Here is a 25,708-nt window from a genome sequence, read left to right on the forward strand (position 1 = left end):
CTACCGGATTGGACAAAGGAACATAATGATCTTGCTCTTGGCACTTCTGATCGGGATTGTAGCTGGTCTGCGCGCAATGACGGCCCCGGCGGCTATCAGCTGGGCTGCTCACCTCGGTTGGCTGCATCTTGGCGACAGTTGGCTCGCATTCCTCGGTTATGCATTCACACCCTGGATATTTACCGCCCTGGCAATCATGGAGTTGATCACCGACCAACGGCCGTCCACGCCAAGCCGAAAGGTGCCGGTGCAATTTGGTGCACGTATCGTCATGGGAGCCTTGTGTGGTGCGGCGGTTGGAATCAGTGGCGGCTCAGCTTTAGGCGGTGCTGTCGCGGGTGTGATCGGTGCGATAGTTGGCACGCTAGCGGGCGCCGACATTCGCGGGCGGCTTGCCAGGAGCTTTGGTCAGGATCGGCCGGCCGCGATCATCGAGGACATTGTGGCGATAATTGCCGCCTTCCTGATCGTCGCTGCTTTACCGTGACGCCAATGGCACTCGTCATGGCCCAATGCGCCGAAAACCGGCGGTTCTGATCACGATGTTCAGGCAATTTCGCCAAGGTGACGTCGAACCCATTTCGTTTCTTCCGAGGCTGTGCGTCCGAAATGCCGTTTGAAGTCTCGGCTGAATTGAGCCGGGCTCGCGTAGCCGACTGAACCTGCGACCTCTGCGATCGTCCTGCTCTGGCGCGCGATCATCAACCTTGCTTCGTGGAGCCGCATCGCTTTCACGTACTGCATTGGACTGTTGCCGGTGAGGCCTTTGAAATGAACATGGTAGGAAGGAACGCTCATGCCCACGTCTCTTGCCAGATCGGCGATCGAAATTTCGGAGCTATAGTTTTCCCGCAACCAGATGAGGCTTTGGACGACCTTTCCAGATGTGCCTTTCTGCTGGAGGGCGGCGATCATCGCGCCGCCTTGCGGGCCAACCAGGACCCGGTAATGCAGTTCGCGTAAAATGCCGGAACCAAGGACGGCGACTTCAACGGGGCTGCGAAGTGCCATCAGAAGTCGCATGAGAACATCCTCGATATTGGCATCCATCCTGCTCGACACGAGACCGCGTGGTTTGATCGTCGGAAACTCGGCGAGCATCTCCACTTGCATGGCGATCTCGGCTGCCATCTGCATGTCGAAATCGACATAGAGCGCAAGCAGTGGTCGCTCCGGACTGGCCGCTGACTCCATCCGGAAAGGAACGGGTACCGAAACCGCCAGATAGTGTTCCTCATCGTAGAGGTAGGTTTCGCCTTCAAGGATGCCCTGCTTGCTTCCCTGCAATACGAACACCGCGCCTGGCCTGTAGAGGACCGGAGTGTCGTGGAGCACAGCTTCCGTGCGGAGTATCCGGACGCTATCGAGCGCGGTCGGATTGTATCCGTGACGAGGGGCGAGGACATCGGCGAGCTCGACCAACTCACGTCGCCGTGATCGCTGGGATACAGCATGGATAGGATTTGGCAATAAATTCATAGAATCCGCAATCGAAACACCCTTCTTCTCATATTATCTGTCAAACCTATCATTGATCAAGGAGTTTGCAGATCATGTCACAAAAGACCTTCTTCATCACCGGAGCGAATTCTGGCTTCGGCTTCGCCATTGCGTCCGCCGCCGTCCAAATGGGCCACAAAGTGATTGGCACTGTCCGTTCAGAGACGTCACGCACGGCGCTCGCCGAGGCCCTTCCTGCAGTCAGACCAGTTCTCTGCGACGTAACAGAATTCGATAGGATGCCGGATATCGTCAGACAGGCGGAAGACGAGCATGGACCGGTTGACGTGCTGATCAACAATGCCGGTTACGGCCACGAAGGGGTACTTGAAGAGTCGCCAATTGAAGAGATGCGCCGACAGTTCGACGTGAACGTCTTCGGCGCGGTTGCGGTTGCCAAGGCATTTCTTCCGAGATTTCGTGCGCGGCGCAGTGGTTTCATCGTCAACGTCACTTCGATGGGCGGCATGATCACCATGCCCGGCATTGCATACTATTGCGGTAGCAAGTTCGCGCTTCAGGGCATATCGGAAGTGATGCGCTCGGAAATGGCCCCGTTCGGTGTCCGCGTGACTGCCCTCTGCCCCGGCTCCTTCCGGACGGATTGGGCCGGACGATCGATGGTCCGCACGGAGAGATCAATCGCCGACTACGATGCCCTTTTCGATCCGATACGCGAGGCACGGCAGGCGAAAACCGGCAAGCAACTCGGTGACCCAGACAAACTGGCGGCCGCCGTTCTAGGCCTGGTCGAGTCCGATAATCCTCCACCGCAGCTTTTGCTCGGCAGCGATGCCCTCAAGCATGTGTCGGATAGAATCGAGCGCCTCCAGCAAGAAATCGAGGCGTGGAAGTCGGTCACCGTCTCGACCGATGGGTGACGGCGCCGGAGTTCTGCCATTCCGCTTGACAGCCTCCCTACCAGAAGGTAGACAGTGGTATGAGCAATCTTTTGACGACATCCGACGAAATCCTGACTTCCGCGCGAACACTGATTATGAGCGGGGGATATAACGGCTTCAGTTATGCCGATATTGCTGGAGTCGTCGGCATTCGCAAGGCCAGCATCCATCACCATTTCCCGAGCAAGGTCGATTTGGTCCGCACGCTTGTAGAGCGGTATCGTGAAGATGCCGAGGTGGGTATAGCGGCTCTTGAGCATAACGTGCAGGACCCGCTCGAGCTCCTCAAAGCCTATGCAGCCCACTGGGCCAATTGCATTGAGGACGCAAGCAGGCCTTTTTGCGTGTGCGCTCTGCTGGCAAGTGAGCTGCCCGCGTTGCCGCCGGAAGTCGCGGGGGAGGTGAAGGCTTTCTTCCGTTTTCTCTCGGCATGGCTGACTTCAGTCATGGAACGAGGCTCCAGGGAGGGAGCTTTGAATCTGTCAAGCCAACCTCGCGTTGAGGCTGAGGCGTTCATGGCGTCTGTCCACGGAGCCATGCTTTCAGCGCGGGCCTACGGAACGCCGGAAGTGTTCCCCGCCATTCTGGCGCCCACCTTGCAGCGACTGTCTCCGACGGTCGCTCAATAAAAGCTTCGGGCGGAACCAAACCCCCGGAGTGACTGCTCTAACTAGTGAAACTACCAACCAGTAGGAAGGTCAAAATGATGAAGAATATTCTCCCCGCTCTCGCACTGGGGCTATCTGGTATCGCATCGATGGCTATTCTAGCGTCGCCTGTGCATGCCGAAGATAAAAAGGCCCAGCAAGTCCATATCAGGGGCAGCATCGTCAGCTACAGCGCGTCCACGCTCAAGGTGAAGACGCGCGAAGGAGAGACCGTCGATGTCGCCCTTGCCGACGACTGGAAAGTTTCCAGCGTGGCAAACGCAAAGGTCACTGACATCAAGCCCGGCGACTTTGTCGGGATCGCATCTCTGCCGAAACAAGGCGGTGGTGACGGCGCGCTTGAAGTGCTCATCTTCCCGCCGGCACTGAAAGGTGCAGGTGAGGGCAGCTATGGTTGGGACCTTAAACCCGACAGCAGCATGACCAATGCTACCGTGGCAAATGCAGTCAAGGACGTTGATAGCCGGACGGTCACCGTTTCCTATCACGGCAAGGAAAAGAAGATCTCCATACCGGACGGCACGCCTGTCGTGACCTTTGCTCCGGCGACCAAGGATGATCTCGTTCCCGGCGCTATCGTCTTCGTACCTGCCGAGACGGCTGCAACCGGCACCATCGCCCACCAGGTCCTTGTCGGGAAGAATGGTGTGGTTCCGCCCATGTGAGTCACGCGTCGCCGGTTGCTCTGGTGCCCCACCGGTTCGACCGGCGATTGCTACGCGCATACGAGCGCGCCGGGCAGCCGTTTCATGCCCACAACAATTGGAAAGATATCTCCATGACACACTACCAAACGACCGTCGCATCTCGCGAGAAGGAGCAGTGGCTGACGCGATACTATTTCACGCGAGCAGGGTTTTCTGCCGTCTGGGTCGCAGCTGCTTTGACTATCGGCCAGCAATCGGCTTCCATCGCCGCCGCCCTGCTGATCATCTACCCTGCCTGGGACGCCGCGGCCAATTTCGTCGATGCATCGCGCAATGGCGGACTGGGTAACAGCCGAACACAGGCAATCAATGTCGCAGTCAGTTCCGTCATGACGGTCGCCGTTGTTGTCGCGCTCACAATGAGCATGAATTGGGTTCTGGGCGCTTTTGGCCTCTGGGCCATCTTCTCGGGTCTCTTGCAGCTTGGCACGGCCCTTCGCCGCTGGAGGACGAGTGGCGGCCAGTGGGCGATGATCCTCAGCGGCGGCCAATCCGCCGTGGCGGGCGTATTCTTCATTGCTCAGGCGCGGATGCCAGAACCGCCTTCCATCGCCAATATTGCGGGGTATGCCAGCCTCGGCGCCTTCTATTTCCTCGTATCGGCAGTATGGCGAAGCGTCAGCCACATGCGGCGGAAGACCGCCTGACCTGGCGGGGAGAGAGCGTTCTCCAGCTTGTTCGCTCTCTCTGGTGCTCAGGAGCAAAGATCAGCTGCGAGGCTGTAGCAGCGCCAGGACGACTGTCGATGCAGCAAGGATGGCGGTAAGGGTCAAGGGGCCCGTGGCGCCATAGGTGTCCACGACATAACCGCCGACAACCGCGCCGATCGTGATGGCGACCTGGAAAGAGGCGACCATCAAGCTGCCCGCCGCCTCAAGCGCGTCAGGCGCCGCGCGGGACAGATTGGTCGGCAGCACCACCGGCGCCATCCCGAAGGCGAAGCCCCAGAGCGTAGCGAAGCCAAAGGCAACGCCGATATGCGCGCCCCAAAGCACCAAAGCGAGCGCAGCAAACGCCATTAATGCGGCGGTAACCACGAGGGCCATGCGGATATTGGCGTCGGCCATGCGTCCGCCGGCTATATTGCCGACCACAGCGGCGATGCCAAACCCGAGGAGCGCCAAGGCAATCGGCCCGGTTGCAAGGAGCGTCACGTGTTCGAGGAAGGGGCGCACATAGACCGAGCCGGCAAAATGCCCCGTCATCAGCAAAAAGATAGCAAGCATGCCGAGCTGGATACCACGCCGCCGTGTCAGCCGGAGGACATCGGCAAGACTGTTGCTTGTGGTTGCGGGCAAGGTCGGAAGGCTGAGAAACTGCAGCAGCATGGCAAGCGCGGCCAGTCCGGCTGTCATGGCCATGGCGCTGCGCCAGCCCAGCCAGTCGCTGATCAACGCGCCCATCGACGGTGCGGCAATGGTGGCGAGCGAGACGCCGAGGGTGACGATAGCCATGCCACGACCCGTCGCATTGGCGCCAACCAGCCGCGCTACGACGGCAACTGAAAGCGCCCAGAAAGCGCTGAGGGCTATGCCCAACCCGGCCCGACCTAACAGCAACAGCCAGAAATCGGTCGCTAGCGCCGCAAGAATGTTGGAGCCGATCGCCAGGGCACTGAGACCAACCAGCACCGTCTTGCGGTTCAAGCGGCCGATAAGAACATTGCTCAACAAGGCCGTCACAGCGCCGACGGACGCGGTGGCGGTGACGACCTGTCCGGCCGTTCCCTCGCTGATGCCGAGATCGCGCGCCATGGGCGTCAACAGACCTGCCGGCAGGAACTCTGCTGATACCAGCGCAAAGCTGGCGGACGCCATTGACAGGACCGCGAACCAGGTGGCCGTGCTCCATTCGGCTGGCGCAGCGGCATCGAGCGCTATGACCTCGCCATCAAGTTGTAATGTTGTGTCCGTCATTGAAGTATCTCCAAGGGTTTGGAGATATTGATAGACGAGTCTTTCCGGATGATATGTGTCCTAAAATCCGAAATCCATGTCCATTCGTCCGGAAATTGTGCGGCGCACAACGCCAGGCGAGACATTGGTGATCCGTTTGAACGCGCGAGCGAAGGATGCCTCGGATTCATAGCCCAAGCGGGTGGCGACCTCGGCAACCGACATGCCGCTTTGCCCCAGCAAATCGCGGGCAAGCTGCATGCGCAGACGGGCGAGATAGCGTGCGGCGCCCTCCCCTAAAACAGCGCTGAAGCGCTCGGCGAAAATCGAGCGCGATTGGCCTGCGAGGCCTGCGAGGCTTTCGAGTGTCCAGTTGTGGCCGGGGTCCCGGTGCATGGCTGCGAGGGCGCGGCCGATATGGGGATCGCGGATGGCGGCGAGCCAGCCGGTGGTCGAGGCTCCGGTGCAATTGACCCAGCACCGGATGAGCCGCGCTGTGAGCAGGTCCGCCATACGGGACAAGATGGTGGCGCTACCCATCTGCGGTTGTGTGGCCTCCGTCGTCATGGCCGCCAGCAAGGGACCGACGATCGGGTCATTGCCGGCCACGTCGCAGCCTTTGATGATTGGCGGCATCAAAGTGATCAAGGGGTTGAGCGCACAGGCGCCCAAGGACATGGAGCCACAGAAAAGGGTGCTGGTCGCGCCCGTTCCCTCCTGTACCACTTCGCAAACGTTGCTCCCCAACTTGGTCACCTGGCAACCCTTGAGCGAATCACCCGCAACATCCGGCGCGCTGGCCAGGCGATGGGCGATGCCTTGCGGCAGCAGCACCAGATCGCCGTCGTGCAACTCCTGCCAGCCTTGCGCTTCTGTATTTATCCAGCATGGACCCTGGCTGACAAAGTGAAAACGAAGCAGCGGTTGTTGCGGAAAGGCGATGCTCCATGGGTGTCGGAGCTCGCAGCGGCCATAGTTGACGCCACTCAAGCGAAAGTCCTGCAGGACTTCGCTCAGCGCATCCATCGGCATATGTGGCGGCGTAGACGGTCGGGACGAATGGTCAAGCATTCTGTCAATATATATGCCGAGCGTCCGACAGGCAAGTAGAGGAGGTTTGTTTCTCGCAGCTTCCGCGCATTCGGCTCAGGCTGCCGTTTCAGAGCCAGCCTCCCTGAAGCGTGTCTCGAATTCCCGCCGCAAGCTTCGCCTTGCTTCTGCGGCTCGCAAGCGTTGCTGCGCGATCTCTGTCGCTGGAATATATGGCGGTACTGCAGTTGGCTTGCCATCCGCATCCACGGCCACCATTGTGAAATAGCAGGAGTTCGTGTGTCGACGCGAGCCGGTGCGGATATCTTCGGCCTCAACCCGAATGCCGACTTCCATGGAGGTACGACCGGCGTTGTTGATCGAGGCACGAAAGGTCACCAATTCACCGACCATGATGGGCTGCCGGAACACGACCTGATCAACCGACAACGTGACAGCGTATTGCTTCGAGAAGCGCGATGCACAGGAGAAGGCGACGCGGTCCAGGAGATTGAGCAGGGCGCCGCCATGGACTTTGCCACTGAAGTTGGCCATGTCGGGTGTCATAAGCACGACCATTTCTATACGACTTGTATCGGTGCCATCATCCATTGTGCGCCTCCGTTGTTTCAGCAATCAATTGGTATCAGCTATCCGCTCTCGGCGTAGACCTTCTTTACAACAATCCCGGTTATGAAAACGTGCGCGGTGGCCTGTCCACGATTGAAGAGAAAAGTCTCGGCACCATAGCCAAAGCAGGCTCAACCAGACCGCAGAGGGCAGCTTTGATTCCGCATCGGGCGACACCCGGATGAACCTGGTAGAGTTACCCGACACTCAGGTTGGCAACGATCCCGACACCGGGGCGCCGGCCATCAGCATCGACTGGCAGGATGACGACAGCCTCGATATCGCGTTGAACCGGATCTGGAACACGATCAAGAACATCGAAATTTCCGATTTTACCGGCTCGGCGCTCAGGATTTCGAACTTCGTCGATGCCTGGGTGCATCTCGATGGCGACGCCGACCGTAACATCGCTAACGATGGGGTGAAGCGGGCCAACATAGCGACGGGCGGCGCCGACGACCATGTCCGGATCGGCATCGACAGCAACACGGCCGACGCAAGGCAACAGCTGAACGGCGCCGTTGGTACACTTGACGATATGAGTTGATATCTGTAAATCCAGATATATGGAAAAAGATAAAACCATTGCGGCCTTTTCGGCTATCGCACAGCCAACACGTATGGATGCCTATAAGCTCATCGTCATGCACGAGCCAAATGGTATCGCGGCGGGAGAGGTGTCGCGCATCCTCGATGTTCCGCAAAATACCATGTCAACCCATCTCACGATCCTGTCTCGGGCGGGGTTGATCTCGTCTGAGCGGCAAAGCCGTTCCATCATCTATCATGCCAACTTCGAAAACCTGCGGGAAGCCATCAACTATCTTTTGAGGGATTGCTGCGCGGGCCATCCCGACATTTGTGCACCATTGCTTGCCGACATCGTCCCATGCTGCCCGCCCAAGGAGAACCTCAATGCATGATCGCGTCTACAATGTTCTCTTTCTCTGCACCGGAACTCGGCGCGCTCGATCCTGGCAGAATCGATATTGAACACGGAAGGTTCCATTTAAGGAAGAGCCATGTCCATCTTCGAACACTATCTCGCGGTTAGGGTGGCCTTGCGCAGCGTCGTCAGTGTCGCGCTCGGGTCCGACGAAATTGGCCGCAATCTGTCGAAGGTGGGTTAGTGGCGTGGTACCAGACCTAGCCCGCCGCCTCGCGGCAGAAGCACTCGGCACGGCAATACTTGTTGCCGCGGTCGTCGGTTCGGGAATCATGGCCGACCGACTGACCAACGATGTGGCGCTTTCGCTGCTCGGCAACACCATCCCCACTGGCGCTATCCTTGTCGTCCTAATCACTATTCTGGGGCCTGTCTCGGGCGCGCACTTCAATCCAGCGGTCACGATGGTCTTCGCGCTGCGAAGGGATATCGAGCCTATTGCCGCGCTCTTCTATATCGCCATGCAGATACTGGGGGGTATTGTCGGATCGTTCATGGCGCATGCCATGTTTGAGCTTCCAATTATCGAGGTTTCAAGGACCGTTCGCACCGGTAGCGGGCAATGGATCGCAGAAGTTGTCGCCGCCTTTGGCCTGATATTCACCATCCTTGCTGGCCTTCGATTTCGGCCGGATGCAATCGGTTGGCTGGTTGGACTGTACATCACGGCCGCCTACTGGTTCACCGCCTCAACTTCGTTCGCCAATCCAGCCGTCGCTATTGCACGGTCCCTCTCGGACACCTTCGCCGGTATCCGTCCGCTTGATCTACCCGGCTTTATCATTGCGGAGCTAGTCGGTGCATTGCTTGCAATGGCACTAGCCAATTGGATGTTGGCGACCGAGCCACTTAGCCAATCAAAAGGACAATGATCTGAACGTCACTATTTGCGATCCGGATGATGCGTCGCTGACAACTGAGCAATTGCTTGATGCGATGGACACTCACCCCATCTGACATTCTTGTCGCCTGGAAATCTTGACAAGTCCGCCGACTACTCCTTCGCCGGATCTCGCCAAGCCCGCTCGAACGGTAGGCGCCAGGCATGAGGTGCGATGAGCTGGTGGATCGATTTCGGCCCCCAGCCGCCCTGATCATAGAGGCGCACCGGCGGCGGGTTTTCCAAGAGGGGTTGCGAGATCTCCCAAAGCCGCTCTATGCCCTCGGCGGTGGTAAACAGCGTGTGATCGCCACGCATGGCGTCGAGGATTAGGCGCTCGTAGGCCTCGAGCACTTCGCCGATCAGACCGGTTTCGCTCATTGCGAACTGCAACGACAGCTTATCGAGCCTGAAGCCTGGGCCGGGTCGCTTGCCATAGAAGGACAGCGAGACCTTTGAGGCATCCGCAAGGTCGAACGTGAGGTGGTCCGGTCCTTGCGCCCCAACGCCCGAGCCGGCCGGGAACATCGATTTGGGTGGCTCTCGGAAGGCGATCGAGATGATGCGCTGGCCCTCTGCAAGACGTTTTCCCGTGCGCAGGAAGAAGGGCACGCCCGCCCAGCGCCAATTGTCGATGGCACATTTGAGGGCGATGAACGTATCGGTGTCACTCTCCGGATCAACTCCCGGCTCATTGCGGTAGCCGATGTATTGGCCGCGCACAACATTGCGTGGCTCAATTGGCAGCATGGAGCGGAACACTTTGTTCTTTTCCTCCGAGATCGGCGCCGGCTCCAAGGCCGTGGGCGGCTCCATCGCCATAAAGGCCAGGATCTGAAAGAGGTGGGTCACCACCATGTCGCGATAGGCGCCCGTCGTCTCGTAGAAGGCCGCGCGAGTGGAAAGCCCCAGCGTCTCCGGAACGTCGATCTGCACATGGTTGATGAAGTTGCGGTTCCAGATTGGTTCGAAGAGTCCGTTGGCGAAGCGGAAAGCGAGGATGTTTTGCGCCGGTTCCTTGCCGAGGAAGTGGTCGATACGGAAAATCTGCTTTTCGTGGAAAACCTCGTGCAGTTTCTTGTTCAGTTCCATCGCACTGGCAAGGTCCGTGCCGAACGGCTTTTCCATAATGATGCGGCAACCCTCAACGAGTTTCGCCTCAGCAAGGAGCTGCACGGCCGAAAGCGCCGCCCTCGGCGGCACGGAGAGATAATGCACGCGCCGCGTTTCCGGCCCAAGCGCCTCCTCTGCCCTGTTCACCGCTTCCTTCAGCAAGTCCGCGCCGGCAGAAAGCGAGACATAGTCAAGCGATGAGGAGAAATCTTCCCATTCGGTCTCGGTGAATTTGCGGGTTAGGAACTTGCTGAGCGACTCGCGTGCGATGGCGCGGAAACCGTCGGCATCGATCTCATCAAGCGAGACACCGACGATGCGGCACCCGGGGATAAAGCCAGCCTTGATGAGATGGAAAAGGCCCGGCAGCAGCTTGCGTCGGGAGAGATCGCCTGTTGCACCGAAGAGGACGACGACCTGCGGATAGCCGGGTCCGACCCGAGTGAAATTCTTTTGCACAGTGTCCGTTCCACTTTCTGCTGTTGCCCAGCCCTGCACCTGCGTGACGGGCTGCCCTGATGCTTGAGGCCCCGCAGCATGCCTCACCCGATCGAAGGCTGAATAGAGACATGAATTACCCAGTCGATCAAGGATTTACGGGTTTCTCCATCCCTCAGGCGCCCAATCAATCCGGAGCAGGGGCGCGATGGCGAATCGCGCCACGCCAAGACAATCGATGGAAGCCACGGTTTCCGTCCCACCAACTAGCGAAACACCACCAGCGACGTCGACACCGCTCGTTGGCAAACTCGGCTGCACGACCGTTATCGGCGCAACTGCGACGCGTGTTGTACTGGGTCATGTCCGCTTGCAGTACCAGCGATCGGTGGCTCGCTGACAATTATGACGGCGCGAGGCAGAGGGTCGGCGACTCAGACGAAGGGCTAGGAAGCGGGTTCGGTGAGGAAGGGCATGATGTCCACGCCGTCTCCTGGAAAGACAGAAAAATGCGGGTGGTTTTCAAAGAGACTGGCGGCGTCCTCGATGGTCTCGGCCTCAACGACGATGTAGCCGCAGAAGGGATTCACGGCGCCGGCGATGCCCTCCTTTGTCACGCGCGTCGTCTTGCCGACCATGCCGCCACGATCGGGTAACGATGCGGCGTTCCTCGCCTCCCAGTCCACCCACTGCTTGAACCCGACGGTGTCGATCGCGTCCTGCTCCGGCTTGGGCAGGCTGCGAAAGCGGGCGAGGTCTTCGGGCTTCATGGTGTAGACGGCTAGAAAGCGGGGCATGCGGCGCGCTCTTCGTGCTGGCAGAGTGGTATTCTAGCCTAGCCTCTCTACTGGCCGAAGTCACTCAGCATTTGCACCGTTTGGGTCCCCGCCGCTCATTTGCATCAGATCGGGAAGTCCGCTTGCGCAAAGCGGCCTCAATCGAGGGAATAAACGATGACCGCTTGCAAGAAGCTATGCGGGGAAGCGGAAGTACAGCCACACTAGTCCTGGAGCCGCCCGTGCGCGCCCTCCGCCTCGGACAGCGTCTCCGGCAAAATGGTGACCAAGCCGTTGGTCCCATCAACGCGGATCCTTTGACCGTCCCGAATGCGTCGGGTTGCGTCCCGAACCGCTACGATCGCGGGGAGCCCGTATTCGCGCGCGATGACCGCGCCATGGCTCATTTGTCCGCCGGCTTCGGTCACAAGGCCGGTCACGGTCAGAAACAGCGGCGTCCAGCTCGGGTCCGTATATGCAGTCACGAGAATGTCGCCAGCCTCGATATCGGGCGTGGCTGCGTCTGCGACGACCCGGGCGCGGCCTTCGACGCTCCCGGCGGAAACGGCTAACCCTGATAGCGCGTTCGTCGGCAGGTCATCCCGTTCGATGCGACCAAAGATCAGCTCGCCGTCCGACGTCAGCACCCGTGGCGGTGCGAGCCGTACGTGAACCGCAAACTCGGCACGGCGCGCGATGATGAGATCGCGGTCGGCTCGCTGCGTCCGAACAACCTCGCGCAGTTCGTCGAAACGGAGGTAGAAAATGTCGTCGACGCGGTCGAGCACGGCACGGTCGACCAGCCGCTGTGCCTCTCTCAGCATCGCTTGCTTGTGAAGGTCGATCCGGCAGACCCAGCCATATTTTGGATATTCGCGATAGCCGATGAAGGCTCGCATACGCTCGATCGCGTCTTTGGTCTTCGCCGCCTTGACAGCTCCATCAGGAAGCGCACGAAGTTGACGCAGGACATCTTCTTCGGCGGCGTTCGCTCGCGTCAGGCCGGCTTCGAACCGCCGCTCTGCTTCTCCGGGTTGAAACCGATCGATGTTGGCCAGGATCATCGGCACGAGGACCGCGGGCTGTTCTCTCCAACGCGTCCGGGTTATGTCGATCTCTCCGGCACAGCGCATGCCATATTTGACAAGGTAACCGTTGATCGCCTCAAGTGTCTCTATGCCGCCGTTTACCTGCGCCAAATCCGCAAGTGAGGCGCTCGCGTCCACTCGCCGCAGAAATGAAACCGCGTCGGCGTGAGGTCGGATCGCGTCGGCGACGTCGAGAAGGTCTAGGCCCATCCGGGAAGTGATGTTGTTGTCGACCGATTGCGAGAGCACGTCGGCGATGCCCGTTTCGCCAAGCCACTCATAGAGGTGGTCATTCAGCCACCAAGTCGCGTTGACGCCGGTCATCAGGGCCTGCATGCTTACGGGATTGGCCAATTGCCGTTTGAGCGCAGCAAGATCGTCAGCAATGAAGTCGAACAGCTCGTTGCCGGATTTCGTTTCGAGGCTTTGCTTTGCGTCAGTGACAGCGATCTCACTCTGCGCGATGAGATCGGCGACGATCGCGGGATCCAAATTCTCTTCGGGCGAGATGTCGCCCATGGCTCGCGGCGGCGCGGGCATCGGCGAGCCGGAGCTCGCGTCCTGGTCCCCGAGGTCGGCCACGAAGCCGCGAGCGAGGAGCTCTTCGACCGCGCTGCGAATAAGCGGATCCCGGTTGAGAGCAGCCATCAGCGCCGCGCGATTGGCGGGAGAAGCGAGTTGCTCGGTAATATCTACAAATAGTTGGCCGCCGGCTTCATGCATCGGACGGGCTGCAAGCATTTGCCAGACAGACAAGCCGAGTGGCCTGATCGCATCAGTCATCATTTGCTGATGGCCGACCGACAGATAGACATGCCGTTCGCTGTCATCCCGGGGCGGGATCGGGAACAACGTGGTGATCGGCCTGCTTTGAACGATCAAAACCGCATCATCGAAAAGGCACCACTCGATGTCCTGCGGCGAACCGAAGTGCGCTTCGATGCGTCGACCGATGCCGGCGAGTTCGCGGGCCTTGTCATTGCTCAGGATAGCGTGCCCGTCGCCCGTCGCCCCGATGATCTCCCCGTCGCGAAGCTTGAGTCCTTGGGGAACAACGGCTCCTGAGACAAGCGCCTCTCCGGTCCCTGCACAGGCTTCGATCGCGACGATCGACCTGTCGCTTGACACCGGGTCGGCGGTGAACATCACACCCGAAGCGTCTGCCGGCACCATGTGTTGCACGATGACGGCCATCTTGCTGCTACGGTGCTCAATGCCGTACCGTTGGCGGTAGATCATCGCGCGGTCACTGAATAGCGAAGCCCAGCAACGGCGGACGGCGTCTAGAATGGCGTCGACACCACGCAGGTTAAGATAGCTCTCGTGCTGGCCAGCAAAGGATGCGGTTGGCATATCCTCGGCCGTCGCACTCGAGCGAACCGCCCAGGCCACATTTCCAGCATCCTTGTGCACGACCTCGGAAATCGATTCCACGATGGCGCCGGCAACCGTCGCCTGCTCGATCAGCCGCCGGATGCTTGCGGCCAGTTGGGCAGTTGCGGCTCCGTTTCCAGCGGGCAGGGCATCAAGTCTGTCCACGGCAGCGGCAACGTCGGGCGACTGCGCCATCGACGCAACGAAGGCGTGCGTCGTGACGCAGAATCCGGTCGGGACGATGATGCCATCGACCTTTGTGAGTTCGCCGAGGTTTACAGCCTTTCCACCGACTAGCGAGATTTGGCCACGATTGATTTCTTGCAAGCCGACAGTGAATTCCATGAGCTTCCTTGCATCGCCGCCAAGTTGACAAAAGATCTAAGCGGAGGAATAATCTCCGTTTATGGCAACGTCAAGGTCGAAGGCGATTGCAGGGGCTCAAGGGAGATGTCTCGCGGTGCGGGCTGATGCGCAGAAGAATCGACAACGGCTGATCGAAGTCACTGTCGAATTGGTTATGGAAATTGGCGGCGAGCCCCCGCGCGACGCTGTTGCCGAACGTGCCGGCCTCGGCATAGGAACTCTATACAGGCACTTCCCGGATCAGCAGTCCCTTCTTCACGCCGCCGTCCGTCACGTATTGGAAAAGACCATCAGTGCCGGAGAGGACTTGGTCGAAACTGTGCCAGATGGCGTCGACGTGCTCCGCCAATACATGCATATGGCACTCGATAGCGGTATCGGAGTGGTGAATATTATTCGCCCACTCCTAGAAAACCGATATTGGCCAGATCTTCTCGACCGCGCGACCGCGCTCATGAAGTCTATCGTCGGACGCGCAGTGCAGGAGGGTTCAGTCCGCAGCGATCTTTCCGAGCGCGACATCGTCTTCGCCTTGATCCGGTTTGCGCGACCATTGCCCGTTGGCTTGCCGTCAAGCGAGGAGCGCGCGCTCGCTCACAGACATCTTGATTTCTACATCGACGGGCTTTGCGCCCCACGAGGGCCCCCATCCCAGGTGATTCCTAACTAGCGATCCAATCGCGGCTAAAAAATTCTTGGCAAAACCTACACCTATTCCCCCCATAACCGCAGGAGCATCGATATGTCACTCGTCCGCGTCCACAATTTCTCCATCTCGCTCGACGGCTTTGGCACCGGCGAAGGTCAGACTTCGGAGCTACATTTCGGTCACGCCGGCGACCGGTTGCACCAATGGATGTTTGCCACGCAATGGTGGCAACCCGGAGGGAGCAGCGGGGTCGACGATGTATTCGTCCAGCGGTTCGAACCGGGGATCGGCGTCGAGATCATGGGGGCGGGAAAGTTTGGCCATCCCGGATGGCACGAGGATCCGGAGTGGAAAGGCGCGTGGGGACCCAACCCGCCGTTTCACACACCGGTCTTCGTTCTGACGCATCACACGCGCCCGCCAATCGAGATGGAGGGCGGCACGACGTTCCACTTCATCGACGCTTCGCCTGCCGAGGCGATTGACGCGGCTAGGGAAGCCGCAGGCGGGCGGGACATCCGCATCGGGGGCGGAGCGACCATGATCCGGGAGTTCCTTGAAGCCGGGCTTGTCGACCACATGCATGTGGTGGTGGTTCCGATACTGCTGGGCCGCGGCAAACGTCTCTGGGATGGACTTGAGGGTATCGAGAAAGACTACAAAATCGAGGCTGTCTCAGCGCCCAGCGGGGTCACGCACCTCACATTCACACGAACAGCCGCGTGATTGGCGATACGGGTGACGTCATCAACCGATTGCTTGCGATTTAGTGGGACTAAGATGCTTAACTTCTCGAAACGAACAGCCTCTCTTCGAGGTGCTTTGGTGTCCATTACGCTGATGTGCCTCTTCGGTTCACCAGCGAATGCGCAGGACTTGGTTATCGTCGGAGCCAAAGTCTATCCGTCTCCTGATGCTTCGGCCATCCTCGACGCCACTGTAGTGGTGCGTGGCGGAGTCATTGCCGCCGTTGGTCCTTCCAGCCAAGTCGAACGAGGTCCATCTGACCGCATAATTTCAGGCGATGGCCTAGTGGTGGTTGCGGGACTATGGAACAGCCACGTCCACCTGCTCTTGCCGTCGATGGCACTGCCACCGGGAGAAAACGCAGAGGCGCTTTCGAACGAACTCGAAGGGATGTTGACCCGTTGGGGTTTTACAACCGTGTTCGATATCGCGTCGCTCCCGGGAGCAGCGATCGACCTGCGCCGTCGAATTGAAAGCGGTGATGTGCGCGGCCCGAACATCCTGACTGTAGATGCGCCCTTCTTCCCGAATGGCGGAACGCCGATCTACCTGCGTGAACTCCTCAAAGGCCTTCCCTCGATGGAGGTCGGTACTCCAGAGGCTGCGGCGGCGCGAGCACGCCGGCAACTCAACGGTGGCGCGGACGCCGTCAAGATCTTCGCCGGTGCGATCGTCGGCGGCGAGATTGGCGTTCTGCCCATGCCTCTGGAAGACGCGAAAGCTGTGGTGGCCGAGGCGCACCGGCACGGCAAACCCGCGTTTGCACATCCAAGCAATCAGGAAGGCCTCGAGGTCACGATCGAAAGCGGGGTCGATGTTCTAGCACACACGACCCCTGACGACGGGAAACGCTGGACACCGGAGCTTGTGGGCCGTCTGACTTCCCATGACATGGCGCTGATTCCCACGCTCACCCTATGGAAAGTCAGCCCCTTTCCCTCCGAACGGACCGTCGCGCTCGCACAGCAACAGCTCGCTGCATTCGCAGCAGCGGGAGGAGATGTCCTTTTCGGCACCGACGCCGGCTATATCCAGACTTCGGACACTTCCGAAGAGTATCGGCTGATGCAGGGTGCTGGCCTATCGTTCGAGCAGATCCTTGCCTCCCTCACAACGACCCCAGCCGCGCGTTTCAGTATCAGAAGCAAGGGAAGGATCGAGGTGGGTATGGACGCCGACCTGACTGTGCTGGCGGCCGATCCAGCCAACCACATCGAAGCCTTTGCCGACGTGGCCTATACGATCCGAGGTGGTCGCGTGATTTTTCAATCGCGACGCTAGGAGCTAGCTGGCGTTCACGCGGGTGGCAACTAGTCTCGATCGAGACCAGTCGGCCCTGCATCGCCTGTTCGCCTCCGGTTAGGAATATGGTTGCCGCGCTAATAAGAAAACCGGAGGTGTCAAAGCGGCAACAATGCGTCAGGCTTCACATCACCGATTGATGCGTAAGTGTGCGTTTCCCTGACACCAGGAAGCGGCAGAATGACCCGCTGCAGGAATTCCTGAAACGTCGCCATGTCAGCTATTCGTGCTTTGACCAGGTAGTCGAAACCACCAATCACCATATGGCATTCGATGATTTCGGGTGCCTTCGCAACAGCCTCTGCAAAGCGGTCGAAGACCTGCGGTGCGGTGTGATCGAGTCTTACCTCGACAAAGACGACAGTCCCGCGTCCTATCTTTGAGGGCTCCAGCACAGCCCGCACCGCGCGGATAAAGCCTTCACTGAAAAGCCGCTTAATGCGCTGTGATGCGCCGGTCGGTGACAGTCCAACGCGTTCGGCGAGGTCAAGTACGGTCCGGCGACCATCTTCTTGCAATAGCCCGAGCAACATCCGGTCGATACGGTCCAGATCGTTCATTTTGGATTCACACTTTCTTCGGCTTGAATGCGTGATAATCACGCTAGGAAGTCGAAATCACTATATTTCATCACACCGGTTTGCTCAATACGGTTAGAAAGGCACTGAACGCGTAACCGGACGAAGGGCAACATCATGGACAGGACACAACCTGCCTCGAGCCATCACACCAAGGGTGAGATCAAGATTCTCTCGCTGAGCGAAGCGGAGATCAAAAAATGTATCGACCTGCGCAAGCTGCTAGATGCGCTAGCGGACGGGTTCAAAGCGCTTTCCGACGATCGCGTCGTCAATCCAGCGCGGCCACAACTTGATATTCCGAATGCAGGCTATTCGTTGGCGATGCCGGCTTGGATGAAGGGCATGCATTTGACGGTAAAACTGGTCAACGTGTTCGAAGGCAATATCGCCCGGGGCATCCCAAGTCACCTCGCAACAATACATCTCTTCGATCCAGAAACAGGAATGCCTGTTTGCATTATGGATGGCACCTACATCACGGCCGCACGCACGTCTGGCTCGGCCGTCCTCTCGGTGCGAGAGCTCGCCAGGCGTAATGCCAAGGTCGCGACCGTCGTGGGCGCTGGCGTTCAAGCTAGCCAGCACCTTCACCTGTTACCACTCGTTCGAGATTTCGAGGAAATCCGAGTTTTCTCGAAGGATTTTGTTGATGCGCAGGCTCTGTCTTCACGTCATTCAGGTATCACAGCCGTCGAGGACCTCGAGGCCGCGGTACGCTCTTCAGATGTCGTGTGCCTCGCAACGCACTCCTACTTCCCCGCGATATCCGCAGAATGGGTTCAACCGGGAACGCACGTGTCCTCGGTTGGTGTTGCGCCACCCGGCGGCGAACTTCCGATCGATTTGATCGCTCGCGGCAAGCTCTTTGTTGAGACGCGGGACGCCTTCTCGCCAACACCCGTAGGTTGTTGCGAACTTGCAAATATCGATCCGGAGGCAGGCACCGATCTTGGTGCGATGTTGCTGGGACTGCGACCAGGTCGGACGTCAGATCAGCAGATCACGATCTACAAGGCCATGGGCGTCGCCATGGAGGATATGGTGGCAGCCGACCTTGCTTACCGCGAGGCCAAACGCCTGGGTGTGGGCCAAGCTATTTCTCTCTAGAAATTCAAGGCGCTCATTGGAAATCACTCATCTCGATATGCTCTAAAAAGTGATTGTAGAATCTTATGAACCAATCGGATTCAATGGAAGATCCGCTAATATCGGCATTTTCAAACGAACGTTTAATCACGAGTATTGGTTGTCCTGGCCGCGGTATCGACCCCCCTACCAGGAACAACGTTCACCTGCTCATGACCGTTTCCATTTGCGGCAATACATTCAACATATCACCCGAGCCCAAACCCATTGCGGACATCCAGGTTGGCACCGATCCTCCGCTTCGAAGCCTAGGCCTCCGAACCGAGCGCTAGAGGATCGGCCCGGGAGGCCCCGGCATTCCCTCAACCAACACGACCGTTACATCGTCATCCGTGTTGCCCCTGTCCTCGTTGCGGCCGGGCAGGAGGTAGACGCTGGAGTAGGGTCCCCCGAGATTGGCAAGGGTGGTGGCCGCTCCGAGCAGGCCGATAACCTGGGGCAAGGAGGTCACAATTCCTTCCTCGCCCATCAGCTCGGCCAAAATGTCGTCGGTCAGGATCCCGCCCTCGACCCAAGCGCCGTAATATTCCGGCCAGGCGTTGAGCCGCCCATCCTGAGTGACATAGAGATAGATCCAGAAGCGTATCTCCGCATCATAGTTGAACCAGTTGTTCACCTCGACCTCGACCGGAATTCGGACGTAGACGTACATCTTTCCGGTTTCGTTGGGGTGGCCGTCCTTGCCATCCGGAAACAGGTCCCAGGTCAGGATGGGATCGCCCCGGGGCGACAGCTTTTCCTGCAAGGATATAGCAGCTGTGATCTGGCCGGGGGATACGAGGTTGCCGAGCGACTGGACGACTTCGTTCAAGGATTTCCGGTAGATGAGGACCGACGAAGTCCGATCGTTCATGAACGATCCGAGGGAAGAAAGCCTGGGATTGTCCCCACCATTGGCATCCAGCTTGACGTAACGGTCCCGGAAGCGATCCGTCTGGAACAGGAACAGGCGGCCGCCAACCTCGTCGGGGCTCGCGCTATGCTCGGCGGACGAGACCCGGTCGTTGAAATTGTACCAGCTGAGGTTGACGAAGCCGGTCAGCAAGCCGCCCACGGACAGGTTGAGGAACATCGACGCGCCGTTGAAGTCCGAGTGCTGGTAGATGGTTCCGGTAACATTATCGCCTTGGAACCCGCCCTTGCCCTTCCGCTTCCGTTTCTCGGCCAGCAGCTTCTTCGCTTCCTCGACCAGCCCATCGATTTCCCTGTCCGTCCGTCCGCTGATGCCGATGCGATTGATCGCCATTTCGATCAGGATCGCGCCCTTGGCCGACGGCTCCTTCCGATATTGCTCAACCGCATCGCGCAATTGTTCCTCGGCCGACATTCCCGATCGGAAGAGGTCCGCCTTTTTGTAAGGTACCCCCAGGAACCCGCGATTGTACCGGATGTCATCGGGGCTGGGCTCGGGCGTCTGGGCGTCTCGCGGTGCCCGCGCCAATCGCGCCTTGGGCTTGTCGGACGAATTACCCGACCCACACGGCCGGCAGTGATGCATTTGCTCGCACAGCTCCTTCAGACGATCGCAGTCCATGAAGAGCTTTTCCAGTTCCTGCTTTTTCATTGGTTTGTCCCATTCAGCGCCATCACCTGACAGGAAGCCGCACCAGACTAAGTAGGCACGGCGTTGTCGGGTGGAGTTGAGGACGCTGTCCTCCGCGCCCATTCCCTGCCGTCGGGTCCTGCGCAGGTCGGGGGAATGCTCTTGACGGAACAGGCATGGCTCGCTGGGCCATGTAGCCTAACCGTCGCGCATTCGCTCAACTTGCTCGCGTCCCTGGCAAACCATACACTTTTGCTCTTCCTTTTACGAGCGGACAATGACCCTCAAGGCATCTCCGGAGATCACCGAATATATCAGCTATTGCCAGGAACGAAGCGCGCTGCAGGCGATGACGGATCAGAAATCGCGCGCGTGCTTGTCGGAAATTGTTTTATCGTATTTGCATTACCCTTATGATGACGCGCGGAACTTCACGCGCCAGGCCGTTCCTGGTCAGCTACGTCGACGGGGCCAGACGTGACAAACCATTCCGAACGAGCTCTTTCCATTCTTCTCTGTGAAGACGAGCCGCTCATAATGATGCACGTTTCCGAATTTCTGCAATCCCGTGGAATTTCGGTCACCGAAACTGTTAAGGCTTCTGAAGCTCTAGCTGAGATGGCCATGGCCAAGTTCGACATCATTGTTGGGGATATCGAACTGCCAGATATTTCAGGCGTGGAACTGGCTAAATCTGCCCGCGCAATCGATCCTGAAATTGGCGTCATCTTTGCAACAGGCCATTTAGACCCGGAGAATGCTCGCCAAATACCAGCATCCCTGGTGTTGAGCAAACCATTTGGAGAGACACAATTGTTGCGCGCAATCCGAAAGTTGACTGTCGATTCTTGACCGTGCCGGAAGAACGAAATTCGGAGGCTCACCGCATAGATCATCGACCGTTGAGTCGTGCAATCTAGCTAAGGTATTACATGTCTCCGTATCGCTACCAATACGCTTATGCTGGAGACGTGATATTCAAGGGTGGCGCGTCATCTCGCAGCAATCCCGCAGCTTTGAGTTCGGCCCATAGTGCGCTCGGCAGTTCTTTCCCAAGGATGGCCCTGTTTGCATTGACCTCTGAAATACTTTGCCCTCCGGGAATTACTGAGACGACAGCAGGGTGATGAAGCGGAAAATTCAGCGCAGCCTCTATCATTGCAACATCGTGCCGCCTGCAGATGACATCGATCCGCTTCACACGTTCAATTACATGCAATGGCGCCTCTGAGTAGTCATATTGAGCGCCGGTGGTTGGTCCGCGAGCGAGGATGCCCGAGTTGTAAGGACCCCCTAATACGATGCCGATGCCACGTTCTTCACACATGGGCAAGAAGGTCTCCAGAGCATCCTGTTCGAGCAATGTATACCGGCCTGCCAGCAGGAAAAGATCAAAGTCGCCCTGTTCGGCCAGGGCCTGACACATTTGCCATTCATTTATTCCCCCGCCGATGGCCTTCACTACCCCCTGGTCCCTGAGCGACAGCATGGCATGGTACCCGCCACGCATAAATTGATCGAGATAGGTATGGCATCTTTCGAGCGTACCGTGAGTGAAGACATCCAAATCATGCGCGAGAAGAATGTCGAACCTATCGAGGCCCGTCCGCTCTAGCGATATCTCGAAAGAGCGCATAACTCCGTCATAACTGTAGTCATAGACCTCGCGACGATTGGGGGTATCAAAGAATTTGCCGATGCCCGTTCTCTGCTCCGGTGAGCAAGCTTGCAACAGCCTGCCGACCTTTGTGGATATGATGAATTCATCTTGAGGCTTGGTCGTCAAAAATCTGCCGACGCGACGTTCCGACAGGCCCAGTCCGTACAGCGGCGCCGTATCGTAGTAGCGCACTCCGCTCTGCCAGGCAGCGTCCAGAATGCCAAACGCGTCTTCTTCAGAGACCGTTTTGTAGAGATTGCCGAGGGGTGCAGATCCAAAGCCTAGTTCCGTGAAACCGAGCCCCCCGTTGCCTATGCGATCCCAATGACGAATCCTCAACGCGCTCTCCTTCCAATCTCCGATATCTTTTGCACAAGGGGGAACCGATTGGCCGCAAGGATAACCTGCGCCGCGAACGTAGTATCATACTAATAATGCAGATTCGATATCCTGGACACCGGGTTGCTATTTCTAGCAGGCGTTTTAACAGCTCTTTGAAGCGACTGCCGGTTGAACACTCATAGCGCGCTTGCAGCTCGTTACGAAGCTCGTCATCGTCTGACGGCTGTTTCGCGTTGCTGGTTTTTTCACTTGGTATTTGTCCGAGAGCCCCACGTCGTCATATTTCACAAACGAAGCGTCGATGCGGTTCCTCATGGAAAGGCGCAGTTACACGGTAATTTGATGGTCGACTGACTTATCTAAAGCTACGCAATCGGAAACCTTGGCTCATTTGAGCGCCTCCCGCCAGTGCGGACATGTGACTTAGGCGGTGGTCGCCCCCTGCTCATGCGAGTGGATGGTGACCGACGTGCCCTTCGGCAGCGACCCTGCATCACGACAACTAGAGGTTTGTTCTCTGGACCGGGGCACTCACGTCATTTTAACATTTGGTTCGCGCGACCAAAGGCGTAGTTTTCCGAGGTTTTTGATAAACGCGGGAATGTCATTTGGACCGGATAGCAGGATTACGCCTTCGTCAAGATCATCCACGATGCCGGCCTTTTCGAACAGAGGTAGAGCCGCGTTGTTACCCGATAAACTTGCAGTGGGCGAAGGCATCGGCCACGAAGTCGCGGGCCGTGGATTCTTTGGCAAGATCAACGCCGCCAGCTTCTGAAGGCAGAATCACGACCGCGTCATAGAGCACCGATGGTCCGCCACCGATCATTTGATTGCCTAGAACAATGCTGCCGTCAGCCGCTTCCGCGCCACCCACAGCGGGGGTGATAATTTCAAAGGTGGCTTTCTCACCTGCGAGTGCCTTCTGCAGAGCCTTCACAAGCTTGGGTTCGAAACCGTTTGTCAGCAAAATGCCAAGTTTCCGCCCCTCAAAGCGGCTGGGCCCTTTGTTCAGGATACTGAGAGCGGGAGAGGCGGCGAGATCCTGACGTGTCGGCATGGCCGCATCAGCCGGAGAGGGCATATCTTTCAGTCCAAGTCCGCTTGCTACATTCGCCGCCAATCCCTCGTCGATGTTGAGAAGATGCGAGACAATGCGCACGCGAATGACAGGCGTCTGTACCTTGCTGAGTTCGAAGGTGAGCGCCGCCGCGATATGTTTTTGTTCGTGCGGTGTCTGGCTGATGAAGAACTGTCGGGCCTGGCTGTAATGGTCAGCGAAGGACTCAGCACGCAGCCGAACCTTTTGCCCGGATTCCGTATCAGCGAAGGAGTGAAATCCGCGCCCCGGGGACTCTCTTGGTCCTTCTCCCCAAGAATTGGGTTGATAATTGGCTCGGCCGACAGGATTGCGCATGGCCATATGGCCATCTTGCTGGAAATGCGCAAACGGACATTTGGGAGCATTGATGGGAAGGTGGGTAAAGTTGGGTCCGCCGAGCCGTTTCAGCTGGGTGTCGAGATAAGAAAAATTCCGGCCCTGAAGCAACGGATCATTGGAAAAATCGATGCCCGGCGGGACGTTTTGCGTCATGAAGGCAACCTGTTCGGTCTCGGCAAAGAAATTGTCGGGCATGCGGTCGAGGACGAGGCGGCCTATCGGAACGGGAGGCAAGACTTCTTCCGGTATGATCTTCGTCGCGTCGAGAATATCGAAATCGAAACTGTCGGCAAACGCCTGATCGAAGAGCTGAACCTGTAGTTCCCACTCGGGGAACGCGCCCGACTTGATCGAATCCCAAAGATCGCGGCGATGAAAGTCCGGATCAGCTCCGTTTATTTTCACCGCCTCATTCCATGCCACTGATTGCAGCCCGAGCTTTGGCTTCCAGTGAAATTTGACGAAGGTGGATTCATCCTTCGCATTAACAAAGCGAAATGTATGGACGCCAAAACCTTCCATGAAACGGAAGGAACGTGGAATAGCGCGATCAGACATGACCCACATGATCATGTGCATGCTTTCTGGCGTCAGACTGATGAAGTCCCAGAAATTGTCATGGGCAGACTGAGCTTGAGGAAAGCCGCTATCAGGTTCCTGCTTGACCGCATAAACCATGTCCGGAAAACGAATTGCATCCTGAATGAAGAAAACCGGGATGTTGTTGCCCACCAAATCCCAGTTGCCTTCCTGCGTATAAATTTTGACCGCGAAGCCCCTGACGTCGCGTGCCAGATCAAAAGAGCCTTTGTTGCCCGCTACCGTCGAAAACCTAACGAAGGCCGGCGTTTTTTCTCCTGCCCGTTGAAAGAGGTCCGCGCGGGTATATTTCGCAAGCGACTTGTATGTTTCGAAATAGCCGTGTGCACCATAGCCACGCGCATGGACAACACGTTCAGGAATGCGCTCATGGTCGAAATGAAAGATCTTTTCCCGGAAATGAAAGTCCTCCAGGATCGTCGGGCCTCTCGCTCCGATTTTTAAGGAATTCTGGTCATCACCGACGGGTCCACCCTGTGCCGTCGTCATGACAGGCACGCCGGCTCCCGCCTGCTGATGCAACTCGCCGCCTACACCACGGTTCAATGTCTGATCGTTAATTGTTGCCGTTTGAGGGGGCGTTAATTTGGATTTCTTGGGCATCGGTGTTCCTTTTTAGACAATCTCGAAATGTGGGCCGGGACGATTGAGTTCACAGTCGCCCGCCTTTTGAAGTTCCTGCGACTTGGTCTGTAACCAACGCCAGTCGTGGTGGTTCCACCAGAAACGGGATGATCGGAAAAACACTGTCACGGGAGGGCCGGATTGCCACGGTAGTCGCGATGATGGTGACGAGCTTTTTCCCACACCAATTGGCGAGAGCACGCTCCCGCCAAGCAATTATCCGTCTGTGGCTCTGTCGTTCAAACGTCGCACGCCGGAGCCACTCTCCTGTTCATTCCATTCAGGCCAGATGGGCTCTACCTGATGCCAACGAATGGACCACCTCGTCATCATCGCGCTGTCTGCCGCCGAGAGCTGCGGCAACGCTTGCGATAAATGCACCCAGCAGCAATGAGAACGCTGCCATGAACGCCGCCGCGGCTGCGGCCTTTCTTGCGCTGTCTGCTGCCTCGGCTGCAGAGTTCTTTGCAGCATCTGCCCGTGCGAGAACGGCATCTACGCGTGCCTTCGCATCCGGCTCGTTCAGGCCGCTGCGCGCCGCAACCAATTGATCAAGGTACGTGCGATCTTCGGGAGGGAGCGTTCCGGTAGCTGCGGAGTTCAACAAGATGCGCGAAACCTCAGCACTTGCGTCGCCAGTGCGTTCAGGTGTTGCCGACGCAGGTGCGGTGGGGCGCAACAAACTGTCCACAAAATAGGAAACAGATGTATCGCTTGAGTTGGAGTTGGCGGCACTTACGGCTCCGGAAGCGACGTTGGAC

General features: G+C 58.1%; 26 protein-coding genes and 2 pseudogenes. 16 read left to right on the top strand and 12 right to left on the bottom strand.

All coding sequences use genetic code 11. The features are described from left to right. Window positions 1-25: 25 nt before the first annotated feature. On the top strand, window positions 26-487 hold the full coding sequence (locus PHA01_RS18225; protein ID WP_271897789.1) for a DUF4126 domain-containing protein: 462 nt from the start codon (window positions 26-28) through the stop codon (window positions 485-487). A 59-nt stretch (window positions 488-546) separates the two neighbouring features. On the opposite strand, the gene PHA01_RS18230 is transcribed toward PHA01_RS18225, so the two are convergent. Continuing rightward, window positions 547-1,479, bottom strand: a complete 933-nt coding sequence (locus PHA01_RS18230; protein ID WP_271897790.1) for an AraC family transcriptional regulator — start codon at window positions 1,477-1,479, stop codon at window positions 547-549. Between the two features lie 74 nt (window positions 1,480-1,553). Between PHA01_RS18230 and PHA01_RS18235 the strand changes: the two genes are divergently transcribed. The 4 genes from PHA01_RS18235 to PHA01_RS18250 all read left to right on the top strand — a co-directional run bounded on the left by PHA01_RS18235 (window position 1,554) and on the right by PHA01_RS18250 (window position 4,424). Then, a complete protein-coding gene (locus tag PHA01_RS18235) occupies window positions 1,554-2,381 on the top strand; it encodes an oxidoreductase (RefSeq protein WP_271897791.1) in 828 nt (275 codons plus the stop codon). Window positions 2,382-2,440: 59 nt separating this feature from the next. After that, window positions 2,441-3,031, top strand: a complete 591-nt coding sequence (locus PHA01_RS18240) for a TetR/AcrR family transcriptional regulator (protein WP_271897792.1) — start codon at window positions 2,441-2,443, stop codon at window positions 3,029-3,031. Window positions 3,032-3,105: 74 nt separating this feature from the next. Continuing rightward, window positions 3,106-3,735 (top strand): hypothetical protein, encoded by a 630-nt coding sequence (locus PHA01_RS18245; protein WP_271897793.1) that lies wholly within the window; start codon window positions 3,106-3,108, stop codon window positions 3,733-3,735. A 113-nt stretch (window positions 3,736-3,848) separates the two neighbouring features. Further along, the gene (locus tag PHA01_RS18250; protein WP_271897794.1) at window positions 3,849-4,424 is read left to right on the top strand and encodes a DUF308 domain-containing protein; all 576 of its coding nucleotides are present in this window, start codon (window positions 3,849-3,851) and stop codon (window positions 4,422-4,424) included. A gap of 60 nt (window positions 4,425-4,484) precedes the next feature. Here the strand turns inward: PHA01_RS18250 and PHA01_RS18255 are convergent, their stop codons facing one another. From PHA01_RS18255 to PHA01_RS18265, 3 genes are all read right to left on the bottom strand, one after another. Then, a complete protein-coding gene (locus PHA01_RS18255; protein WP_271897795.1) occupies window positions 4,485-5,693 on the bottom strand; it encodes an MFS transporter in 1,209 nt (402 codons plus the stop codon). Between the two features lie 60 nt (window positions 5,694-5,753). Continuing rightward, window positions 5,754-6,743, bottom strand: coding sequence for an AraC family transcriptional regulator (locus tag PHA01_RS18260; protein ID WP_271897796.1), 990 nt, complete (start codon window positions 6,741-6,743; stop codon window positions 5,754-5,756). A gap of 75 nt (window positions 6,744-6,818) precedes the next feature. Continuing rightward, on the bottom strand, window positions 6,819-7,313 hold the full coding sequence (locus tag PHA01_RS18265; protein ID WP_271897797.1) for an acyl-CoA thioesterase: 495 nt from the start codon (window positions 7,311-7,313) through the stop codon (window positions 6,819-6,821). Between PHA01_RS18265 and PHA01_RS29425 the strand changes: the two genes are divergently transcribed. From PHA01_RS29425 to PHA01_RS18280, 4 genes are all read left to right on the top strand, one after another. Beyond that, window positions 7,313-7,516, top strand: coding sequence for a hypothetical protein (locus PHA01_RS29425; RefSeq protein ID WP_417020981.1), 204 nt, complete (start codon window positions 7,313-7,315; stop codon window positions 7,514-7,516). The two genes, PHA01_RS18265 and PHA01_RS29425, sit on opposite strands and share 1 nt — an antisense overlap. Beyond that, window positions 7,513-7,878, top strand: a complete 366-nt coding sequence (locus PHA01_RS18270; RefSeq protein ID WP_271897798.1) for a hypothetical protein — start codon at window positions 7,513-7,515, stop codon at window positions 7,876-7,878. Before PHA01_RS29425 ends, PHA01_RS18270 begins: the two co-directional genes overlap by 4 nt. Window positions 7,879-7,897: 19 nt before the next feature. After that, entirely contained in the window at window positions 7,898-8,254 is a 357-nt protein-coding gene (locus tag PHA01_RS18275) for an ArsR/SmtB family transcription factor (protein WP_271897799.1), read from the top strand. A 211-nt stretch (window positions 8,255-8,465) separates the two neighbouring features. Further along, a complete protein-coding gene (locus PHA01_RS18280) occupies window positions 8,466-9,149 on the top strand; it encodes an aquaporin (RefSeq protein ID WP_271897800.1) in 684 nt (227 codons plus the stop codon). 122 nt (window positions 9,150-9,271) lie between these two features. Here PHA01_RS18280 and zwf read toward each other — a convergent pair whose 3' ends face one another. After that, the gene (zwf, locus tag PHA01_RS18285) at window positions 9,272-10,729 is read right to left on the bottom strand and encodes a glucose-6-phosphate dehydrogenase (RefSeq protein WP_271897801.1); all 1,458 of its coding nucleotides are present in this window, start codon (window positions 10,727-10,729) and stop codon (window positions 9,272-9,274) included. 187 nt (window positions 10,730-10,916) lie between these two features. Here zwf and PHA01_RS18290 point away from each other — a divergent pair, with 187 nt between their 5' ends. Further along, window positions 10,917-11,108 carry a hypothetical protein gene (locus PHA01_RS18290; protein WP_271897802.1) on the top strand — a complete coding sequence of 64 codons (192 nt, stop codon included), beginning with the start codon at window positions 10,917-10,919 and terminating at the stop codon, window positions 11,106-11,108. Window positions 11,109-11,154: 46 nt separating this feature from the next. Here the strand turns inward: PHA01_RS18290 and PHA01_RS18295 are convergent, their stop codons facing one another. Both PHA01_RS18295 and PHA01_RS18300 read right to left on the bottom strand, forming a co-directional pair. Then, on the bottom strand, window positions 11,155-11,505 hold the full coding sequence (locus PHA01_RS18295; RefSeq protein WP_271897803.1) for a hypothetical protein: 351 nt from the start codon (window positions 11,503-11,505) through the stop codon (window positions 11,155-11,157). A 203-nt stretch (window positions 11,506-11,708) separates the two neighbouring features. Next, window positions 11,709-14,291 carry a phosphoenolpyruvate synthase gene (locus PHA01_RS18300; protein WP_271897804.1) on the bottom strand — a complete coding sequence of 861 codons (2,583 nt, stop codon included), beginning with the start codon at window positions 14,289-14,291 and terminating at the stop codon, window positions 11,709-11,711. 61 nt (window positions 14,292-14,352) lie between these two features. Here PHA01_RS18300 and PHA01_RS18305 point away from each other — a divergent pair, with 61 nt between their 5' ends. The 3 genes from PHA01_RS18305 to PHA01_RS18315 all read left to right on the top strand — a co-directional run bounded on the left by PHA01_RS18305 (window position 14,353) and on the right by PHA01_RS18315 (window position 16,989). Then, complete coding sequence (locus PHA01_RS18305) at window positions 14,353-14,982, top strand: TetR/AcrR family transcriptional regulator (RefSeq protein ID WP_271897805.1); 630 nt, start codon at window positions 14,353-14,355, stop codon at window positions 14,980-14,982. Window positions 14,983-15,054: 72 nt separating this feature from the next. Continuing rightward, window positions 15,055-15,687 (top strand): dihydrofolate reductase family protein, encoded by a 633-nt coding sequence (locus PHA01_RS18310; RefSeq protein ID WP_271897806.1) that lies wholly within the window; start codon window positions 15,055-15,057, stop codon window positions 15,685-15,687. 99 nt (window positions 15,688-15,786) lie between these two features. Further along, window positions 15,787-16,989 (top strand): amidohydrolase family protein, encoded by a 1,203-nt coding sequence (locus PHA01_RS18315; RefSeq protein ID WP_271897807.1) that lies wholly within the window; start codon window positions 15,787-15,789, stop codon window positions 16,987-16,989. Between the two features lie 119 nt (window positions 16,990-17,108). On the opposite strand, the gene PHA01_RS18320 is transcribed toward PHA01_RS18315, so the two are convergent. Beyond that, window positions 17,109-17,570, bottom strand: a complete 462-nt coding sequence (locus PHA01_RS18320) for an Lrp/AsnC ligand binding domain-containing protein (protein ID WP_271897808.1) — start codon at window positions 17,568-17,570, stop codon at window positions 17,109-17,111. Window positions 17,571-17,705: 135 nt separating this feature from the next. Between PHA01_RS18320 and PHA01_RS18325 the strand changes: the two genes are divergently transcribed. After that, window positions 17,706-18,698 carry an ornithine cyclodeaminase family protein gene (locus PHA01_RS18325; protein ID WP_271897809.1) on the top strand — a complete coding sequence of 331 codons (993 nt, stop codon included), beginning with the start codon at window positions 17,706-17,708 and terminating at the stop codon, window positions 18,696-18,698. A 307-nt stretch (window positions 18,699-19,005) separates the two neighbouring features. On the opposite strand, the gene PHA01_RS18330 is transcribed toward PHA01_RS18325, so the two are convergent. Next, window positions 19,006-20,301 (bottom strand): hypothetical protein, encoded by a 1,296-nt coding sequence (locus tag PHA01_RS18330; RefSeq protein ID WP_271897810.1) that lies wholly within the window; start codon window positions 20,299-20,301, stop codon window positions 19,006-19,008. A 256-nt stretch (window positions 20,302-20,557) separates the two neighbouring features. Here PHA01_RS18330 and PHA01_RS18335 point away from each other — a divergent pair, with 256 nt between their 5' ends. Both PHA01_RS18335 and PHA01_RS18340 read left to right on the top strand, forming a co-directional pair. Further along, the gene (locus PHA01_RS18335; protein WP_271897811.1) at window positions 20,558-20,761 is read left to right on the top strand and encodes a hypothetical protein; all 204 of its coding nucleotides are present in this window, start codon (window positions 20,558-20,560) and stop codon (window positions 20,759-20,761) included. Continuing rightward, window positions 20,758-21,132 (top strand): response regulator, encoded by a 375-nt coding sequence (locus tag PHA01_RS18340; RefSeq protein WP_271897812.1) that lies wholly within the window; start codon window positions 20,758-20,760, stop codon window positions 21,130-21,132. The genes PHA01_RS18335 and PHA01_RS18340 overlap by 4 nt, the downstream gene beginning before the upstream one ends. 106 nt (window positions 21,133-21,238) lie before the next feature. Here PHA01_RS18340 and PHA01_RS18345 read toward each other — a convergent pair whose 3' ends face one another. The 3 genes and pseudogenes from PHA01_RS18345 to PHA01_RS18355 all read right to left on the bottom strand — a co-directional run. Next, window positions 21,239-22,279, bottom strand: a complete 1,041-nt coding sequence (locus PHA01_RS18345) for an aldo/keto reductase (RefSeq protein ID WP_271897813.1) — start codon at window positions 22,277-22,279, stop codon at window positions 21,239-21,241. A gap of 534 nt (window positions 22,280-22,813) precedes the next feature. Beyond that, a pseudogene (gene katE / locus PHA01_RS18350) lies at window positions 22,814-24,926 on the bottom strand (catalase). 301 nt (window positions 24,927-25,227) lie between these two features. Then, window positions 25,228-25,708 (bottom strand): annotated as a pseudogene (locus PHA01_RS18355) (hypothetical protein); the annotation flags it as partial.

This window comes from Candidatus Phyllobacterium onerii (assembly GCF_028331445.1).
Classification (GTDB): domain Bacteria; phylum Pseudomonadota; class Alphaproteobacteria; order Rhizobiales; family Rhizobiaceae; genus Phyllobacterium; species Phyllobacterium onerii.

Bases quoted from the DNA above. Each gene is read 5' to 3' on its own strand.
- PHA01_RS18225 (WP_271897789.1), top strand. From the start codon at position 26: ATGATCTTGCTCTTGGCACTTCTGATCGGGATTGTAGCTGGTCTGCGC.
- PHA01_RS18230 (WP_271897790.1), bottom strand. From the start codon at position 1,479: ATGAATTTATTGCCAAATCCTATCCATGCTGTATCCCAGCGATCACGG.
- PHA01_RS18235 (WP_271897791.1), top strand. From the start codon at position 1,554: ATGTCACAAAAGACCTTCTTCATCACCGGAGCGAATTCTGGCTTCGGC.
- PHA01_RS18240 (WP_271897792.1), top strand. From the start codon at position 2,441: ATGAGCAATCTTTTGACGACATCCGACGAAATCCTGACTTCCGCGCGA.
- PHA01_RS18245 (WP_271897793.1), top strand. From the start codon at position 3,106: ATGATGAAGAATATTCTCCCCGCTCTCGCACTGGGGCTATCTGGTATC.
- PHA01_RS18250 (WP_271897794.1), top strand. From the start codon at position 3,849: ATGACACACTACCAAACGACCGTCGCATCTCGCGAGAAGGAGCAGTGG.
- PHA01_RS18255 (WP_271897795.1), bottom strand. From the start codon at position 5,693: ATGACGGACACAACATTACAACTTGATGGCGAGGTCATAGCGCTCGAT.
- PHA01_RS18260 (WP_271897796.1), bottom strand. From the start codon at position 6,743: ATGCTTGACCATTCGTCCCGACCGTCTACGCCGCCACATATGCCGATG.
- PHA01_RS18265 (WP_271897797.1), bottom strand. From the start codon at position 7,313: ATGGATGATGGCACCGATACAAGTCGTATAGAAATGGTCGTGCTTATG.
- PHA01_RS18270 (WP_271897798.1), top strand. From the start codon at position 7,513: ATGAACCTGGTAGAGTTACCCGACACTCAGGTTGGCAACGATCCCGAC.
- PHA01_RS18275 (WP_271897799.1), top strand. From the start codon at position 7,898: ATGGAAAAAGATAAAACCATTGCGGCCTTTTCGGCTATCGCACAGCCA.
- PHA01_RS18290 (WP_271897802.1), top strand. From the start codon at position 10,917: ATGGCGAATCGCGCCACGCCAAGACAATCGATGGAAGCCACGGTTTCC.
- PHA01_RS18295 (WP_271897803.1), bottom strand. From the start codon at position 11,505: ATGCCCCGCTTTCTAGCCGTCTACACCATGAAGCCCGAAGACCTCGCC.
- PHA01_RS18300 (WP_271897804.1), bottom strand. From the start codon at position 14,291: ATGGAATTCACTGTCGGCTTGCAAGAAATCAATCGTGGCCAAATCTCG.
- PHA01_RS18305 (WP_271897805.1), top strand. From the start codon at position 14,353: ATGGCAACGTCAAGGTCGAAGGCGATTGCAGGGGCTCAAGGGAGATGT.
- PHA01_RS18310 (WP_271897806.1), top strand. From the start codon at position 15,055: ATGTCACTCGTCCGCGTCCACAATTTCTCCATCTCGCTCGACGGCTTT.
- PHA01_RS18320 (WP_271897808.1), bottom strand. From the start codon at position 17,570: ATGAACGATCTGGACCGTATCGACCGGATGTTGCTCGGGCTATTGCAA.
- PHA01_RS18325 (WP_271897809.1), top strand. From the start codon at position 17,706: ATGGACAGGACACAACCTGCCTCGAGCCATCACACCAAGGGTGAGATC.
- PHA01_RS18330 (WP_271897810.1), bottom strand. From the start codon at position 20,301: ATGAAAAAGCAGGAACTGGAAAAGCTCTTCATGGACTGCGATCGTCTG.
- PHA01_RS18335 (WP_271897811.1), top strand. From the start codon at position 20,558: ATGACCCTCAAGGCATCTCCGGAGATCACCGAATATATCAGCTATTGC.